Origin of the sequence: Streptomyces sp. NPDC046881, assembly GCF_040645015.1 — a bacterium.
GTDB lineage: Bacteria > Actinomycetota > Actinomycetes > Streptomycetales > Streptomycetaceae > Streptomyces.
The window spans coordinates 90569-105410 of record NZ_JBEYXJ010000003.1; the positions used below are offsets into that span (position 1 = coordinate 90569).

The following is a 14842-nucleotide window of genomic DNA, read 5'->3' on the forward strand; positions in this document are numbered from 1 at the left end:
GGGACCGGCCGCGTGTGCGAGGCTCGGCGGCATGCGCTACATCATCATCGGAGCCGGCGCGGTCGGCGGCACCGTCGGCGGCCGGCTGGCCCAGGCCGGGCGCGAGGTCGTCCTCGTCGCCCGCGGCGCCCACCTGGCCGCCCTCCGCGAGCACGGGCTGCGACTGCGGGTCCCGCAGGGGGAGTCGACGCACCGGCTGCCCGCCGTCGACGGGCCGGGACCGCTCGGCGAACTGCGCCCCGACGACGTCCTCGTGCTCGCCGTGAAGACCCAGGACACCGTGGCCGCCCTGGAGACCTGGGCCGGCACACCCGTCGCCGGCGGCGGCACCGCGGCCGAACGGCTGCCGCTCGTCTGCCTGCAGAACGGCGTCGAGAGCGGCCGGCTGGCACTGCGCCGCTTCCGGCGCGTGTACGGCGTCTGCGTCTGGCTGCCCTCCACCTTCGTGGAACCCGGTGTCGTCTCCGCCGCCGGTGCCCCGCTCACCGGCGTGCTGCACCTCGGCCGCACCCCGCACGGCACCGACGACACCGCCCACCGGATCGCCGCCGACCTCACGGACGCGCACTTCGAGGCGCCGGTCGTGCCCGACGTGGCCCGCTGGCAGTACGCCAAGCTGCTCGGGAACCTCGGCAACGCGCTGGAGGCGGTCAGCGGACCCGTGGCGAGCGAGCCGGCCGAGGCGCTGTTCGCGCGGGTCCGGGCGGAGGGCGAGGCGGTGCTCGACGCCGCCGGGATCGCGTACGCCGGTGCCGGGGAACAGCGCGCGGCCCGCGGCGACAAGGTCACCCTGGTCCCGCTGGACGGGGCCCCGCGCGGCGGCGGCTCCTCCTGGCAGTCGCTGGTCCGGGGCACCGGCACCATCGAGGCCGACTACCTCAACGGCGAGATCGTCCTGCTCGGCCGGCTGCACGGCGTCCCCACCCCGCTGAACGAGCTGCTGCAACGCCTCGCCAACGAGTTCGCGCGCGAGGGCCGGCCGGCCGGTTCGCTGCCGGTCGCCGACCTGGTGCGGCTGGCCGACGAGGTGGTACGGCAGGGCGGCTGACCGGCCGAACCGGCCACGGGGGTGCGCCGATTGGGCCAGTCACAAGGTGGACGATTGGGCCGGGACCACGGTCCACCCGGGCACTAGCGTCGCCGTCATGACGCACAGCAGCACCGCCGCCCCGCCCCGCACCGCCGCCGGCCCCACCCGGATCGACTTCTTCTTCGACCCGGCCTGCCCGTTCGCCTGGATCACCTCCCGCTGGCTGCTGGAGGTCGAGCGGTTGCGCCCGCTCGACCTCCGGTTCCGGGTGATGAGCCTCCACCTGCACAACACCGGCAACGACCTGCCCGACTGGTACCGGGACCTGGTGGACCGCTCGATCGGCCCGGTGCGGGTCGCCGCTGCCGCCGCCGAAGCGCACGGCGACGGGGTGCTGCGCGACCTGTACACCGCGTTCGGCACCCGCATCCACGACCACGGTGTCAAGGACTTCGACACGGTGGTCACCGAGTCGCTGGCCGAACTCGGCCTTCCCGCAGGCCTGTCGGCCGCGGCCCACGACCCGGCGTACGACGACGCCGTCCGCCGCAGCCACACGGCCGGCGCCGAACCGGAGACCGGCGGCTACGTCGGCACCCCGACCCTGCACCTCGACGGCACCGTGTGGTTCGGACCCGTGCTGCGCGCCGTGCCGTGCGGCGCCGAGGCGGCCGAACTCTTCGACAGCTTCCGGGTGCTGGCCCGCCACCCCGACCTCTTCGAACTGAAGCGCACCCGCACCGGCGCGCTCCGGTTCGACCGACCAGGAGGCGGGAGTGGCCGATAAACGCCCCTGTGACGGGCCGGCCGCGGCGCACGTGTGACACGGCGGCCCCGGCCGACGCAGAACCAAGAGCCGTCGCGGTCCGACGTCGCAGGGGAGCGCCGGACCGCGGCGACCGTTACCACACGCCCGCCTCCCGGCGCCGTGCCTCGCCGAACCACGGGACAAACCCACGGAGTTGTCCCTAGGGTGAGGCGCGCGAAAGGCCTGAGGGGGACGGACGGATGAGTGTGACCGGCAGACCGCTGCCGTCGTTGCCGCAGTACCGCAAGGACGGGGTGACCCGGCGCCTGAGCGCCTCGGTGCACCTCGACGACGACTTCGCCCTCTACGTCGACCGGGTCCTCACCGGGGACCGGCTCAACGCCCTCGGGCTGAGCCTGAACGTCAACTTCCTCGCCCTCGCCCGGCACGCGCGCGTGGCCACCCGCCGCCGCGCCGCCCTCGACCGCCGGCTCGCCTGCCTCCAGACCGCCGTACCCCTCGCCCTGCTCGTCGGACTCTGGGGACTGGTCAACAGGCACCCGTCACTCGGATGGGTGGCGATTTTCGGCCCTCTCGGCGCCTACGCGGTCGCCTGGGGGCTGGTCCGCCACGCCGAGGCCCGCAGCCGCGACACGGCCCGGGAGGTGTTCCTCTCGAACGACAGACCCGAACGGACGGCACCCCCCGTGGAACCGGAGGCCGAGGCCGCGCTGCAGGACCTCAAACGCGCCAACGTCCTGCCGTACGCCGACGCGGCCGCCTACACCACGCCGTTCGTCGGCAGCGGCGAGAAGATCAAGGAAGTCGTCTGGCAGCCCATCGACATCAGCAGACCCGCCGAGGCACCCGGCGGCGGGAAACTCCCGCTGCGCCCCTTCGACGTCATCGACCTGCACACCTACGTGGCACGGCACATGGAGAACATATCCGGGCTCCAGGGCCTGCGGGCCAGGAACCGGCTCTACGTCCGCGGCAGCAACGTCCACCTGATCCCCGAACTGCTGCCCGACCCCACCCGCCTGCCCCGGGCCCAGATACCCAAGCAGCTCGTGCAGGCCGGCCTCCGGACACCGGGGGCGGGCATGCGCACCCACCTGTGCCTGGAACGCGTCGGCGAGGGCGGCCGGGTCATCGTCTCCATGTACCTGCGGGCCATCCTCCAGCCGCCCAGCCTCACCTGGGAGGTCGCCGCCTACGCGATACCACCGCTGGACGGCCGCTTCCACCGCGTGGACCGGCTCCCGGTCGCGCCCCTCGAACGCTGGTGGGACCTGGTCCGCCACGCCACCCGCCGTACCGGCCCGGAACTGCGCGGCGCCCTCGGCCGCATCCTGCGCCGCCACCGCTGGCAGCGCGACCGCGAACGCGCCCTGGCCAGGACCCGCCGGGCCATCACCCGGCAGCACGTCCGCCACGACTACGGCGCCACCGGCAGCCTCCGCGAGGACCTCGGCGCCTGGGACGAGGCCGGCTACATCGAACGCACCGACGCGCAGGACTACTTGTTCCGGCTCCAGCAGGGCGTGCTGACCGCCACGGAACGCTTCCTGCGGGACCACCACATCGACACCAGTTCCTTCGACAAGGCCGTACAGGTCATCAACACGCAGACGTACAACATCGGTAACGTCAGCGGTCCCAGCAACTTCGGCGCCCACGGGACGGTTCTCCTGGGCGGGCAGCAGGGGCCCGGCCCCCACGGCGGCCCGGGAGCCCAGGGCGGACCCGGGCCCGCGGGATCCGGTCCGCCCGCGCCGAAGCCCTAACCCCAGCCATCCGACGGCTCCTCCGGCCCGGAACCGGGCCGGAGGAGCACAAGCGAGGACAGGACATGAGCTCCTACAACATCGGCAACGTCAACGGCCCGGCCAACTTCGGCGACCACGGGCGGATCCAGATCAACCACGCCCACCCCGACCTGCCGACCATGATGGACCTCGCCGCGCGGCTCACCGAGACGCTGCGGGTCGAGTACCCGCAACTGGTGCGCCAGGGCGAGATCATCCAGGCCCAGTTTCAGGAGTCCGCCGAGGACGGCCTGCCGCCGAACCGGGGCCGGATCCGCTCCGCCCTGGAAACGATCGCCATCGCGGCCTCGGCCGGCACCGGCAGCCTCGCCTTCACCCAGCAGCTCCTCACCGCCCTGGGGCTGTGAGCGGCCGGAGCCCTGCCGCCACAGGGCTCCGGCCACGGACGTCACCGCGCCCGCACCACCGCCCGGACCCCGCCGCCGAGGTCCAGGTCGAGACCCGACCGCAGCGGCACCGTCTGACCGGGCTCGACCGTCTGCACGGTGCCGTCGGAGCGGGTGCCCGTCCAGGTCTCCCGTGAGCGGTTGGCGAGCCCGAACCGCCCCGGCTTCTTGGGGTGTTCGACCAGCTCCGCCACGAGCGCCGCGTCCGAGCAGTCGTGCCGCGTCGGCTCCGGCAGCAGGTGATGGGCCTGCACCCGGGCGGCGCGGCGCAGCCGGATGTGGTGCTCGGTGCGGGGCGGGGGAGTGGTCACCGTCAGCCGCGGCGGCAGCACCAGCCGGGCCCCGCACCCCCAGCAGTCCCGCGGCGGCGGGTTCTCGCCGGGCTCGGTCATGTTCTGCCGGCCGCACGCGGCACACTCGACGACCGCGTCCAGCACCGCCCGCAGGGCGTCCCGCCACTCCGACTCCCGCACCCGGGCGGCCGGATCGCGCAGCCCGGTCGTGAACGACCGCCGGAACAGCTCCCGCAGTCGCTCCGCCGCCGCCTCCCAGGTGGCCAGGACGGTCGCGTGCTCCAGCGGGTCGGGCGCGTTGGCGTCGTCCGCCGGGTCGAACACGAACAGCGGGCTCCTGCCGTACAGCTTGCGCTCCGCCGCCTCGTCCAGGCAGTGGATGCCCAACTCACGTCGTCCCTTGAGCGGGTGATGGTTCATCAGCAGCATGAACAGCAGCACGGCGAGCGAGTGCAGGTCGGACTGGGTCCCGGGACGCGCCCCCGGATCCGCGCGCACCAGCTCCGGCGCCATGAACTCCATCGTCCCCGAGATACCGCTCGCGTCACCCTCCACCACGGCGTTGTCGTTGTCGCAGACCAGCACGTCACCGGTGTCCGGGTCGAAGAAGATGTTCCCCCACGAGATGTCCCGGTAGGCGATGCCCCGCGAGTGCAGCGCCTGGTACGCCTCCACCGTGTACAGGCAGGCCGTCAGCAGCGCGCGCGGGCTGGTGCGCAACTGCCGCCGGAACAGCGCCGGCAGACCCTTGTAACGGTCCGGGCGCAGCCCCATCAGATAGCCGAACGAGCCACGGTGCTCCGGCACGAAGGCCTCCGGCCACAGGAACCGGTCGTCGGCGAAGTCCCGGGTCACCAGCTCTCGTACGATCACCTCCTGGTCCGGGGTCGCGCAGGTCGGGTAGTACCACTTCAGGGCCCGCTCACCGTCCGGCGTCCGGACCCGGTACACCTCCCCCTGGCCGCCGGCGCCGAGGAAGCCGAGGATCTCGACGCCCTCCCCGTTCTCCGCCACGAGGCGCGTCCCGCCATCGAGCATGCCGCTCATCTACGTCTCCGTCTTCCGTTCCGTGTCCACGTCACCACCGGCCGGCCCGGGCGCGGTCCGCGGGTCCGGCGGGCCCGCGGTCTCCTCGGGCGCCGCATCCTGTTCCCGCGGGGTCTCGGGGTGGCGGACCGCCGCTGTCAGGGTCGTGTCGTCGCCGGAGTAGCGGGAGGCCTCGGCGAGCCAGGCCGGGAGGGACGCGCGCACGCCGCTGCCGCCCTCCTCGGCGAGGCGGCCGGCCAGCCCGCGGACGAACTCGGCGTACCCGTCGGCCGACGCGAAGCTCTTCGACAGGCCGTCCGTGGAGAGCACGACCAGCCGCGGGGCCCGCGCCTCCTCGAACACCGGCGCCCAGTGCATCCGCATCGACCGCCACGCCTCCCGCCCGCACAGCGACTCGGTCTCGTCGCCCAGGTCCTCCACGGCCGGCGCGAGCGGCCGGCCGAGCGTGCCGTCGTGCTCGACCACCGCGAGGTCCCCGTCGCCGATCTGCCAGGCCACCAGCAGCCACGGGGTGAGCACCGCACCGATCAGCGTGGTGCCGTACAGCACCAACTTCTCCTCGGGCCGCGGCTCCCGGGCGGCCTCCTCCACCACCGGCCGGTTCCGGTCCCAGTGGCCGAGGGCCTCCTGCCGCCACTCGTGAACCAGGGCCCGCGGGAAGTCGTCCCGGGCGTAGGTCATCAGCCGGGTCAGCCGCCCCGGCTCATGGCAGTCGTGCGCCGCCCGCCCGAAGGCGGTGGCCAGCGCCAGGAACCGGTCCACGGCGAACCGCGCACCCAGCGCGCTGCGCGCGTGCACCGCCGAGCCGTGCCCGTCGGCCACCGCCAGCACCAGCGGATCCGTGCCGGACCCGCTGCCCCGGCAGTCGTACCAGTCCTGGTTGTGCCGCTTGCCCACGCCCTGGACGCTGTCGGCCAGGGTCTCCCACCGTCGCACCCCGAGCGTCACCACACGTCGTCGTCATCGTCGTCGTCCAGCACCGGCGGCGCGTACGGCTGCTTCACCGTGGTCACCGCGGAACCGTCACCGGCGACCGGCTGGGAGGCCGCCTTCACGGCCGCCGTCGACGCCCAGCGGATCGCCGCCGCGAGCTGCTTGGGGCTGTTGGCGTCCAGCGGCTGCAGCTCCGGGTTGCCGAGGAACTCCTGGAGCACCCCGCGGTCCGCGTCCGCGCCGATCGCGATGGCCACCCGGACGGCCTTGCGGCCCCACGGGGTGGCGTCCACCGCCTTCAGACCCGCCTTCCAGTCGTCGGTGGGCACCCCGTCCGACACCAGCGCGAGCACCGGCTTCAGCGCCCGCTGCGGCATCGGCGGGGTCTGCAGCTCCCGGGCCACCAGGTGCAGCGCCTCACCGAGGTTGGTCATGCCGTCGACCTGCACGTCCTGCCAGGTGAAGTCGTCCACCGGGACCGGGGTCTGGTGGAGCCACTGCGCGGTCGTGGAGAAGGTGACCGTGCGCAGCAGCAGTTGTGCCGCGGGGTTGTCGTGCGCCACCGACCGCATCTCCGGGACGGCCTCCCTGATGGCGTAGTTGAGCTTGGCGATCTTCTCGCCCTGCATCGAGAACGAGCAGTCGAGCAGCCAGATGAAGTGGACCGGCCGGTTGGCCATCGGCCCGCCGGGAATGTCGCTCACGCCGCGGTTCCTTTCGCGTCAAAGGGGCTGGGGGGTGTGGGGGGAGTCGAATCGGATCAGGCCAGCAGCAGCCAGATCGTGCAGGCGAGGGCGGCCGGCGCCAGCAGCAGGGCGGTGACGAACAGGCCCGCCATCACCCGCCGGGCCCGGCCGACGGACGGGGTCACATGGTTCATGCCGGGCGGCGACCGCCTTCCCTGTCGGCTTTCGTGTCGGCTTTCGTGTCGTGGTGCGGCCGGCGGGGCCACGGCACCCGGCCCGGCCCGCCCTCCGACCGACCGGTCAGCGGGCCGGTGCGCAGCCCGGAGGCCGCGAGCAGCCACAGCACCGGTTCGGCGGCCCGCCGCTGCTCGCTCTCCAGCGGCCCGGTGCCGGTGGCCGCGTGCGCGCTGACCGCCCAGTAGCGGGCCGCCCGGAAGTCGTGGCCGAGGGCCCGGACCAGCGCGCCCAGGCCGATGTCGCCGAGCCAGGTGTCGATCCGGGCGTCGCCGGGCGCCGGCAGGGAGGACAACTGGTCCAGCACGTCCCGCTTGGTGACGACCGCGGCCACCGGCAGCCGGCGCCGGCGTCCGGTCAGCGCGGCGAGTTCACCGGTCAGCCGCTCGTACGTCGTCCGCGGGCCCTGTGCCGAGGGCCGCGCCCGGTCCGCCCGCTCGGCGTCCGCCGGGCCGAGCCGGGCGCGGACCGTGGGATCGGCGAGCACGTCGGCCACCAGGACGAGCCCGTCCGCGTGCGCCAGGTACCGCTGGGCCCGCACGCGTTCGGCGTCGCTCACCGACTCGCCCATCGGGTCGTACAGGTACAGCAGCCGGCGCCGGCGTCCCCGGGACACCGTGAGCATGAGGGCGCGGGGCGGGCCGCCGGTGGTGGCGTGCGCCCAGCCCGACCGGTTCAGCTGCTGGTTGATCCCGGTGTGGGAGCTGCGGTCGGCCACGGTGGCGTACTCGACCCGCAGCCCGCCCTCCCGGGCCCACGCGTGCAGGCCCTCCACCATGGCCGCCATCAGCATCGTCTTGCCCGAGGACGTCCCGCCGACCAGCGGTGTGTGCACCACCCGGGTGGTGGCCACCGCCGCCGGCAGCACCTGTTCGCAGCCCGGGCAGAGCGCCGACAGCCGGCCCCGTCCGGTGAGCCGGGTGGCCGGCAGCCGGCGTCCGCAGCCGCACACGTGCCAGAGGGCGCCGTACCGGCCCGGCCGCAGCTCGGCATGGCGGGCCGGGCAGCCGGGGCAGCGGTGCACGGCCAGCGGCACCGGCGCGTAGCAGCCCGGGTGGGGGCAGGTGGTGCGCAGACCGCGCAGCAGCGCCCAGCCCCGCTCCACCCCGCGCAGCAGGGGCACGCCCGCCGCCCAGCCGAGCCAGACCACGCCCAGCAGCAGGGCGAAGACCAGCAGGGCCCAGCCGAGCAGCACGGTGGCGAGTACCGCGCCGATCAGCGCCCCGGCCGCCGTGCCCGGGGCGATCAGCGTGACCAGCAGGAACCGGGCGAACGGCACCGGCACCCAGCGGCCCGAGGGCCGGCGGCCGCGGAACAGGTTCCGCACGGTCCGGTCCAGCCACGGGTCGGTGAGCGCCCGCCACAGCATCCGCACACCGTCGCGGCCGGCGGACGCCGCGTCCGTCCACGACTGCCGCCACCAGTAGGCGGGTTCGGCGGGCTCCGCACCGCCGGCACCGGGCAGCCGCGGGTCCAGCCGGCCCGGCTGCCAGGGCCCGAGGCTGCGCCACACCGCGCGCACGCCCCGGCCCAGGAACTCCCAGAGCGTCCGGAACAGGCACACCGCGACGGCGACCAGACCGGCCCAGCCGAACAGGACCAGCAGCACCTGCAACGCCAGGTGCAGATCCGAGGCGCCGTCCGCGGAGTTCACCGGGCACCTCCGCCGGCGGGCGGCCGGACGTCCCCGGGCCAGTTCGTCCGGCCCTCGTCGCGGCGGCCGCGCCCGGTCAGCCGGCCCGCCAGCCGGCCCAGGGCGCCCGGCCGGTTCCACGCGCGGTACGCGTCCAGCCGGCCGCGGCCCGTGCGCCGCAGCTCCTCCTCGACCGCGGCCCGGTCCTCCTCGGGCAGCGCCCGCACCACCGGTCGCAACACCTTGGCCAACAGCGTCGTACGCGTCGCCTCCCAGCCGGGATCGGTGTCCTGGTAGGCACTCCAGTCGCAGAAGCGGGCGGCCACGTACGACGGCGCCGTGCGCAGCCGCTCGGCCACCGCGGCACCGCGCGCCGCCCGCTCGTACGCGGCCAGCAGCTCGGTGTCGCCCGAGCGGGCCAGCGCGTACAGCTCGCTCTCCGGCACCGGCACGGTCAGCAGCCGGCAGGCGACGGCGTCGTACACCCGCCGGCTCACCTGCTCGGGCACGGGCTCGACCGCGCCGTCGCGCAGCGCCCGTACCCGCTCCACCCAGTTCTCGCCCTCGCCGTCGGTGCCGAGCAGCGCCGCGAACTCCAGCAGGAGCAGCGGCGCCCGGTGCGCCGGGGCCAGCTCCGCGGTGAAGCAGCGCAGCAGGCCGGCGGCGAGCAGCGGGGCGGCGGCGTCCTCGGCCGGGGCGGCGAGCGCGGCGGCCACCAGCAGGTCCCGGGTGCCGGCCAGCCGGTGCGCGTCCGAGCCCAGCTCGTTCAGCAGCAGGCTCGCCTCCTCGCCGGTCGGCGGCTCGTCGGGCCACACCAGGCGGAACGCGGTCCGCAGGACGGCCGGTTCGGCGTGCGGCGAGACGCCGGCGGTGTGCAGTACGGCGCGCAGCCGGGCCCGCCGGTCACCGCCGGCCGGGCCGGTCGCCGCGTCGCCGAGGACGCACATCCGCAGGTGCGGGAAGCCCGGGTCCAGCGCCACCGGCAGCCCCGACCCCGCCAACCGCCCGGCCACCACGGCCGGCTCGGCCGCCGCGAGCGCGTCCAGCGCCCCGAACAGGGCGGCCCGCAGCGCGGGGTGGCCGTGTACGGCGTCCAGGAGGGCGGCACCCGGTGCAGCGCCCGCCGGCTCCGTGCGCACCAGCTCCCGCGCGACCCGTCCCGCGAACTCCGGCAGCAGGTCCGTGCAGTCGACGTCGAGCAGGTCGGCGAGGTGGAGCAGCGCCAGGGGACGGCCGGTCGGCGGTTCGGCCGGGTCGGCGACGGCGTGCCGCAGGGCCGGGGCGAGGTCCCGGGCCAGTGCGCCCCGCACCTCGGGGGTCAGCGAGCCCGCGCCCAGCGTGGGCACCGGGCCGCGACGGCGGACCGCCAGGGTCAGCACCCGCGCGGCGAGCGGTGCCGACACGACCGTGGGCACCTGCCCGTCGAGCCGGGCCAGCAGCGCGGCCAGCGCCGCCGGTTCCCCGTCCCCGGCGTCCCCTCCGTGCGCGTGGGGCGCGTTCCCGTCGTCCTCACCGGTCGCCCGCGCCAGCTCCCCGAGCAGCGCCGTCAGCGTGGGCTCGGGCAGCTCGGCGGCGTGCTCCGCGGCCCAGCGGGACGCCGCCGCGCGGGCGGCCGCGGGCAGCGCGACGCCCTCGGCGAGCGCCGCCACGGCGAGGCGGCCGGCCTCGCCGGCGGTGTCACCGACGTCGCGGGCGGTGTCGCGGAACAGCTCCGGCCGCCCCGCCGTCCAGATCCGCGCGCACACGTCCGCCCAGACGTCCGCCACGGGCTCCCCGGCGGCCCGGCCGGTGCAGTCGTGCACCCGGAACCGGTGGTCGTGCCCGACCGGCTCCGACGAGGGCAGCGCCCCGACGATCTGCTGGCGGGCCTGTTGCGGCCGCCGGGTGTACGTCGTGAAGGTCAGCCGGTGCGCCTGCTCGCGCGGCAGGACGGTGCAGGCCAGCGCGATCCACTGGGCCACGTCCGCGCTGTCCCGTTCCACGAGCACGATCTGCCGGACGTCACTGCCGTCGGCCAGTGCCCGCAGGTCGGCGAAGAACGCGGCGAGCCGGTCCGCGCGGGACCGGGCGAACGCCACGAGCCCGTCCCGGCGCAGCAGCCCGGACGGCTCGAACCGGTCGACCGGCTCCGGCCGCCCGCCCGGCGGAGTCGTATCCGCCCAGCGCGGCGACTCCCAGGCGGTGATCGGCAGCACCCCGTCCGGCAGCCGGGTGCCGGGCGGCAGGTGCACCGCGTGCGCGTGGAAGTTGCCCCACCGCCCGCTGTAGTCCGCGCCGGTGTACACCGAACGGCACAACAGCAGCCCGCCGTCCGAGAGTTCGGTGCAGGAGAAGGCCTTCGGGAAGGACTTCAGCTGCTCGGTGTCCGGCCGGTCCGGCAGGTCCCGCGGCGGCTCGTACCCGACGAGCTGCTCCGCCTCCCGCAGCAGCGTGGCCGGCACGCCGGCACTGACCGCGGTGAACCGGAAGCCGGACCCGTCCGGGCCGGGCGGGGCCGAGGTGTAGTGCAGCTGGGCGAGGCTCACCGGACCCGCTCCTTCCCGGACCTGTCCTTCGCGGCAGTGCGCACGGGCAGCAGGCCGCGCAGGGACAGCAGCCACAGCAGGGGGTCCTCCACCCGCACCGGCTGCGGTCCCGACTTCGGTACGTCCGCCGGCGCGTTCGCGGGCGGCGGCGCACCCAGCGCCGACAGACCGAACAGCGACAACCGGTCGAAGTCGTGCTCCAGTTGGCGCAGCAGCGCGCCGGAGTCCCAGTCGGTCAGCAGGCTGCGCAGTTCCTCGTGGACGGCGAGCCGGTCCTCGGCGTCGTAGGCGCCGCCGGAGTGCGGGGCGTTGCGCAGCAGCGGGGAGTGCGGATCGAGCAGGGGCCCCAGCATGTCCGTCTTGGTGACGGCCACCGCGATCGGGGTGGTGACCCGGCCGCCCGCCCTGCCCTTGCCGTGGGTGCGCAGCTGGGCCGCGAGGTCGGCGGCGATCTGCCGGGGCGAGGTCTCCACCACGGGCAGCGGCGGCCCGTCGTGCACGGGCAACCGGTCGCGCACCGAACCGAGTTGCAGCGGGTCCACCAGCAGAACGATGCCGTCGGCGGCGCTCAGGTAGCGGGTGTAGCGGTCCATCGCCTCGGCGTCCGCGAGGTCCTCGCCGGCCGCGTCGAAGAAGACCAGGGTGGTGTGCCGGGTGCCGGAACCGCCCAGCAGCCCGCGCCGGGGCAGGCTGAGCCGGTACAGCAGCGGGTCGTTGAAGCCGAGCGCGGCCGGGCGGGTGGCGGCGGGCAGCCGCAGCCGCTCGTACAGGTCCTCGGCCATCTCCCTGTCCCGGGCCTGCGTGTGCTGCCCCATCGCGGCCAGCGACGCGTGATAGGCCTGCCCGACCCGGTGGTCCAACTCGTTGCGCAGGACGGCCACATAGGTGCTCTTGCCGGAGGCCTTGGCGCCGACCAGGGCGATGATCCGGCTGTCCTGGTCGCAGTAGTCGCTGGGCAGATCGCTGTGGCAGGACCCGCACACCCGCACCGGCGTCGGCACCCCGCAGTCGGGGCAGGGCACGCTGCTGCCGGTGCCGCCGGGCCCGGCCAGCCCGGCGAACCGGCGCGCCGGGGTGAACACCGGCCCGCGCATCCGGGCCGCCGGAGGCACCCCGGGCCCCATGAACGCGGCCCAGGCCTCGTCGGGTTCGGGCCCGCAGGGCGCACCGCCGCGCACCCCGTTCGGGGTCATCAGACAGCGGTACGGCAGCCGGGCCGCCGGCGCGCGGGTGAAGCAGTAGGGGCAGATCACGGTCGTCATGGCTCAGCGCACCACCAGGCTGGCGAGAGAGGGTTCTTCGAGTCGGACCGAGGCGGCGTGCTCCCCGAGCAGGAAGCAGCGCAGCGTGTAGGGGGCCGGGCACGGGGCGGGCGGCAGCTCCCGTTCGAGGCTGCCGTGCCGGGCGAGTTCGGGGCCGGGTATCCGCAGCAGGGTCGTACCGTCGGCGGCGTTGCGCGGGCGCAGGGTGCCGCCGCGCGCGACGCACACGAACTCCGGGGCCTGCGCGAGCCCGCCGGGCGCGGTCAGCACGACCCGCAGCCGTGGGCGGCCCCGGCCGAGCAACCTGCGCTGCGCCCGCACCAGTTGGTAGGAGACCGTCGCGTCCGCCGGCACCAGCACCTCGGCCGTGCCGGGCACCACGGCCACCGCGCCGGGCACCCGGGGCACCGACGCGGCGCGCACCCGGACGGCGCCCGGCCCGACGGGCAGGCGCAGCCCCCCGCGCCGGTAGGCGTGCGCGGTGACGGTGCGTTCCCCGCCGCCCGCGGACCCCACCGGCGTCCAGCCGACCACCAGGTGCCCGACGTCCTCGGGCCAGTCCAGCACGATCCGCGCTTGCCCGTCCGGCAGCCGATGGGCGGCCAGCCCGGGCACGGGCCGTACGGCCTCCACGCCGACCGCAGGCCCCGCGAGCGCCCGGTCGCCACGCACGGCCACCGCGGCGACCTCGGTGTACGTGCCGGGCGGCGGGCACAGGGCGTCCGCGGGTCCGGGCCAGTCCAGCGGGGGCGGCAGCTCGTCGGCGCGCAGCTCGGTGCCGGGACGCGGGGCGCCGCCGGGCCAGGTCACCAGCCGGACCTCGGCGTCCTCCGCCCCGGTCCAGTCGAACCGTACGGCACCCTCCGCGGGCCGGGCGGTCAGCGTGCGCACCGGCTGCGGCCACGGGTGCACGGTGGCGGTCGTGCGGAGGCCGGGGGAGGAGACCGTACGGCCGTCGGCGGTCCGGTAGTGGCACACGACACGGAAGGCGTGGTCGCCGGCCGGCAGCCCGCGGGCGGTGAACCCGTCGGCGCGCACGGCGAGCCGGCCGGCGTGGCCGTCGGGGCCGGTGTGCTCGACCGTGACGTCGGCGGCACCGGGCGGCCGGTGCCAGGTGCAGTCGATCCGCTCCGGTCCGTCCGTCAGCACCGGGCGTTCCACCTCGGGGGCGACGAGCAGCGGCCGGGACACCAGCGGCGGGCCGTCCGGGCGGCCGTCGCGCAGCGGCAGCGCCGCGTACCGGACCGTGGTGCCGGGCTCGGCGTCCGGGTCCCGTGCCGTGCCCGCGCCGGCCGTGGCGGCACCGGGGACGGCGCGTACGGCGGGCCTGCCCCCACCGTCCCGGTACAGCCGCAGCAGCCGCCACTCGCCGGGCGCCGGCCGGGGCTCCTGCCAGCTCAACGCGACGTGATCCGCGTGCAGTTCGGTGCCGAGTGCGGGGCGGCGGCCGTGCACGCGGACCAGTCCGCGCAGCGCGCGCCGGTCGTCGCAGGCGGCGCGCAGCGCCGCCAGGTACCCGGCGCTCGCCGCCTCCCGGTCGCCCCGCTCCTCGGCCCTCCGCCCGGCCCGCAGGGCGTCCTCGGCGGCGCGCAGCCCGTCGGCCGCCTCGGTCCGTACGGCGGTCAGCGCCGGGTCGGCGCCGTGCGCGGGGAGCCGGTCGAGCAGGGCGCGCAGCCGGTGCAGCCGCCCCTGCGCCCGGGCGTCGGCCAGGGACTCGGCGGCGTCCCGCTGCCGCCGGTCGAGCGCGGGGCGTATCCGGGCCGCCGCCAGCAGACCGGCCGCCTCGTCCTGGTGCACGCCCCACCGGGCAGCGCAGGCGGCGCGTTGGTGCTCGGGTTGCTCCTGGAGCAGGTTGATCAGTTGGTAGAGGACGATCCGGCGGGGTGCCTGCGGGTCGGCGCGGTGCAGCTCGGCCAGCCGCGCGGCGAGCGGGGCGAGAGCGGGGCCCGAGGATCCGGCCAGCCCCTCCAGCAGCGGCGCGTCCACCCGGCGCCGGCCGCGCGCCCCCGCGGGCACGTACAGCCCGTCCAGCACCCGTAACCCGCCGGGACCGGCCCCCAGTACCTCGCCGAGATGGCGCAGGCCCGCCGCGTGCTGGGCGGCGACGAGGGTGCCGTACCCCGGCACGAGCGGGCTGAGCGGCAGACCCGACAGGGCCCTGGGCAGCCCCAGGTGATGCCCGAACTCCCGACCGGCCACTGAACCGTTCTCCCCCGATAGTGCTCAGGGGTCCATC

Annotated in this window: 11 protein-coding genes; 4 read left to right on the top strand and 7 right to left on the bottom strand. The window is 76.0% G+C overall.

All coding sequences use genetic code 11. The features are described 5' to 3' along the window. Positions 1 to 31: 31 nt before the first annotated feature. The 4 genes from ABZ923_RS03055 (at position 32) to ABZ923_RS03070 (ending at position 3954) form a co-directional block, all read left to right on the top strand. Entirely contained in the window at positions 32 to 1048 is a 1017-nt protein-coding gene (locus tag ABZ923_RS03055) for a 2-dehydropantoate 2-reductase N-terminal domain-containing protein (RefSeq protein ID WP_361466004.1), read from the top strand. A 97-nt stretch (positions 1049 to 1145) separates the two neighbouring features. Then, positions 1146 to 1817, top strand: a complete 672-nt coding sequence (locus ABZ923_RS03060) for a DsbA family protein (RefSeq protein WP_361466007.1) — start codon at positions 1146 to 1148, stop codon at positions 1815 to 1817. 221 nt (positions 1818 to 2038) lie between these two features. Continuing rightward, positions 2039 to 3565 (top strand): hypothetical protein, encoded by a 1527-nt coding sequence (locus tag ABZ923_RS03065; protein WP_361466010.1) that lies wholly within the window; start codon positions 2039 to 2041, stop codon positions 3563 to 3565. Between the two features lie 65 nt (positions 3566 to 3630). After that, positions 3631 to 3954, top strand: coding sequence for a hypothetical protein (locus ABZ923_RS03070; RefSeq protein ID WP_361466013.1), 324 nt, complete (start codon positions 3631 to 3633; stop codon positions 3952 to 3954). A gap of 41 nt (positions 3955 to 3995) precedes the next feature. On the opposite strand, the gene ABZ923_RS03075 is transcribed toward ABZ923_RS03070, so the two are convergent. The 7 genes from ABZ923_RS03075 to ABZ923_RS03105 all read right to left on the bottom strand — a co-directional run bounded on the left by ABZ923_RS03075 (position 3996) and on the right by ABZ923_RS03105 (position 14805). After that, positions 3996 to 5333, bottom strand: coding sequence for a protein kinase (locus ABZ923_RS03075; protein ID WP_361466016.1), 1338 nt, complete (start codon positions 5331 to 5333; stop codon positions 3996 to 3998). Then, positions 5334 to 6284 carry a PP2C family serine/threonine-protein phosphatase gene (locus ABZ923_RS03080; protein ID WP_361466019.1) on the bottom strand — a complete coding sequence of 317 codons (951 nt, stop codon included), beginning with the start codon at positions 6282 to 6284 and terminating at the stop codon, positions 5334 to 5336. It abuts the gene before it with no gap. Then, entirely contained in the window at positions 6278 to 6946 is a 669-nt protein-coding gene (locus ABZ923_RS03085; protein ID WP_361466197.1) for a tellurium resistance protein, read from the bottom strand. The genes ABZ923_RS03080 and ABZ923_RS03085 overlap by 7 nt, the downstream gene beginning before the upstream one ends. Before the next feature lie 196 nt (positions 6947 to 7142). Then, positions 7143 to 8840: a hypothetical protein gene (locus ABZ923_RS03090; RefSeq protein WP_361466021.1), complete on the bottom strand. Its 1698-nt coding sequence runs from the start codon at positions 8838 to 8840 to the stop codon at positions 7143 to 7145. Then, positions 8837 to 11344, bottom strand: coding sequence for a GTPase-associated protein 1-related protein (locus ABZ923_RS03095; RefSeq protein ID WP_361466024.1), 2508 nt, complete (start codon positions 11342 to 11344; stop codon positions 8837 to 8839). Before ABZ923_RS03095 ends, ABZ923_RS03090 begins: the two co-directional genes overlap by 4 nt. Further along, positions 11341 to 12606: a hypothetical protein gene (locus ABZ923_RS03100; protein ID WP_361466026.1), complete on the bottom strand. Its 1266-nt coding sequence runs from the start codon at positions 12604 to 12606 to the stop codon at positions 11341 to 11343. Before ABZ923_RS03100 ends, ABZ923_RS03095 begins: the two co-directional genes overlap by 4 nt. 3 nt (positions 12607 to 12609) lie before the next feature. After that, positions 12610 to 14805, bottom strand: a complete 2196-nt coding sequence (locus tag ABZ923_RS03105; protein WP_361466029.1) for a hypothetical protein — start codon at positions 14803 to 14805, stop codon at positions 12610 to 12612. Positions 14806 to 14842: the final 37 nt, after the last annotated feature.

Bases quoted from the DNA above. Each gene is read 5' to 3' on its own strand.
- ABZ923_RS03055 (WP_361466004.1), top strand. From the start codon at position 32: ATGCGCTACATCATCATCGGAGCCGGCGCGGTCGGCGGCACCGTCGGC.
- ABZ923_RS03060 (WP_361466007.1), top strand. From the start codon at position 1,146: ATGACGCACAGCAGCACCGCCGCCCCGCCCCGCACCGCCGCCGGCCCC.
- ABZ923_RS03065 (WP_361466010.1), top strand. From the start codon at position 2,039: ATGAGTGTGACCGGCAGACCGCTGCCGTCGTTGCCGCAGTACCGCAAG.
- ABZ923_RS03070 (WP_361466013.1), top strand. From the start codon at position 3,631: ATGAGCTCCTACAACATCGGCAACGTCAACGGCCCGGCCAACTTCGGC.
- ABZ923_RS03075 (WP_361466016.1), bottom strand. From the start codon at position 5,333: ATGAGCGGCATGCTCGATGGCGGGACGCGCCTCGTGGCGGAGAACGGG.
- ABZ923_RS03085 (WP_361466197.1), bottom strand. From the start codon at position 6,946: ATGGCCAACCGGCCGGTCCACTTCATCTGGCTGCTCGACTGCTCGTTC.
- ABZ923_RS03100 (WP_361466026.1), bottom strand. From the start codon at position 12,606: ATGACGACCGTGATCTGCCCCTACTGCTTCACCCGCGCGCCGGCGGCC.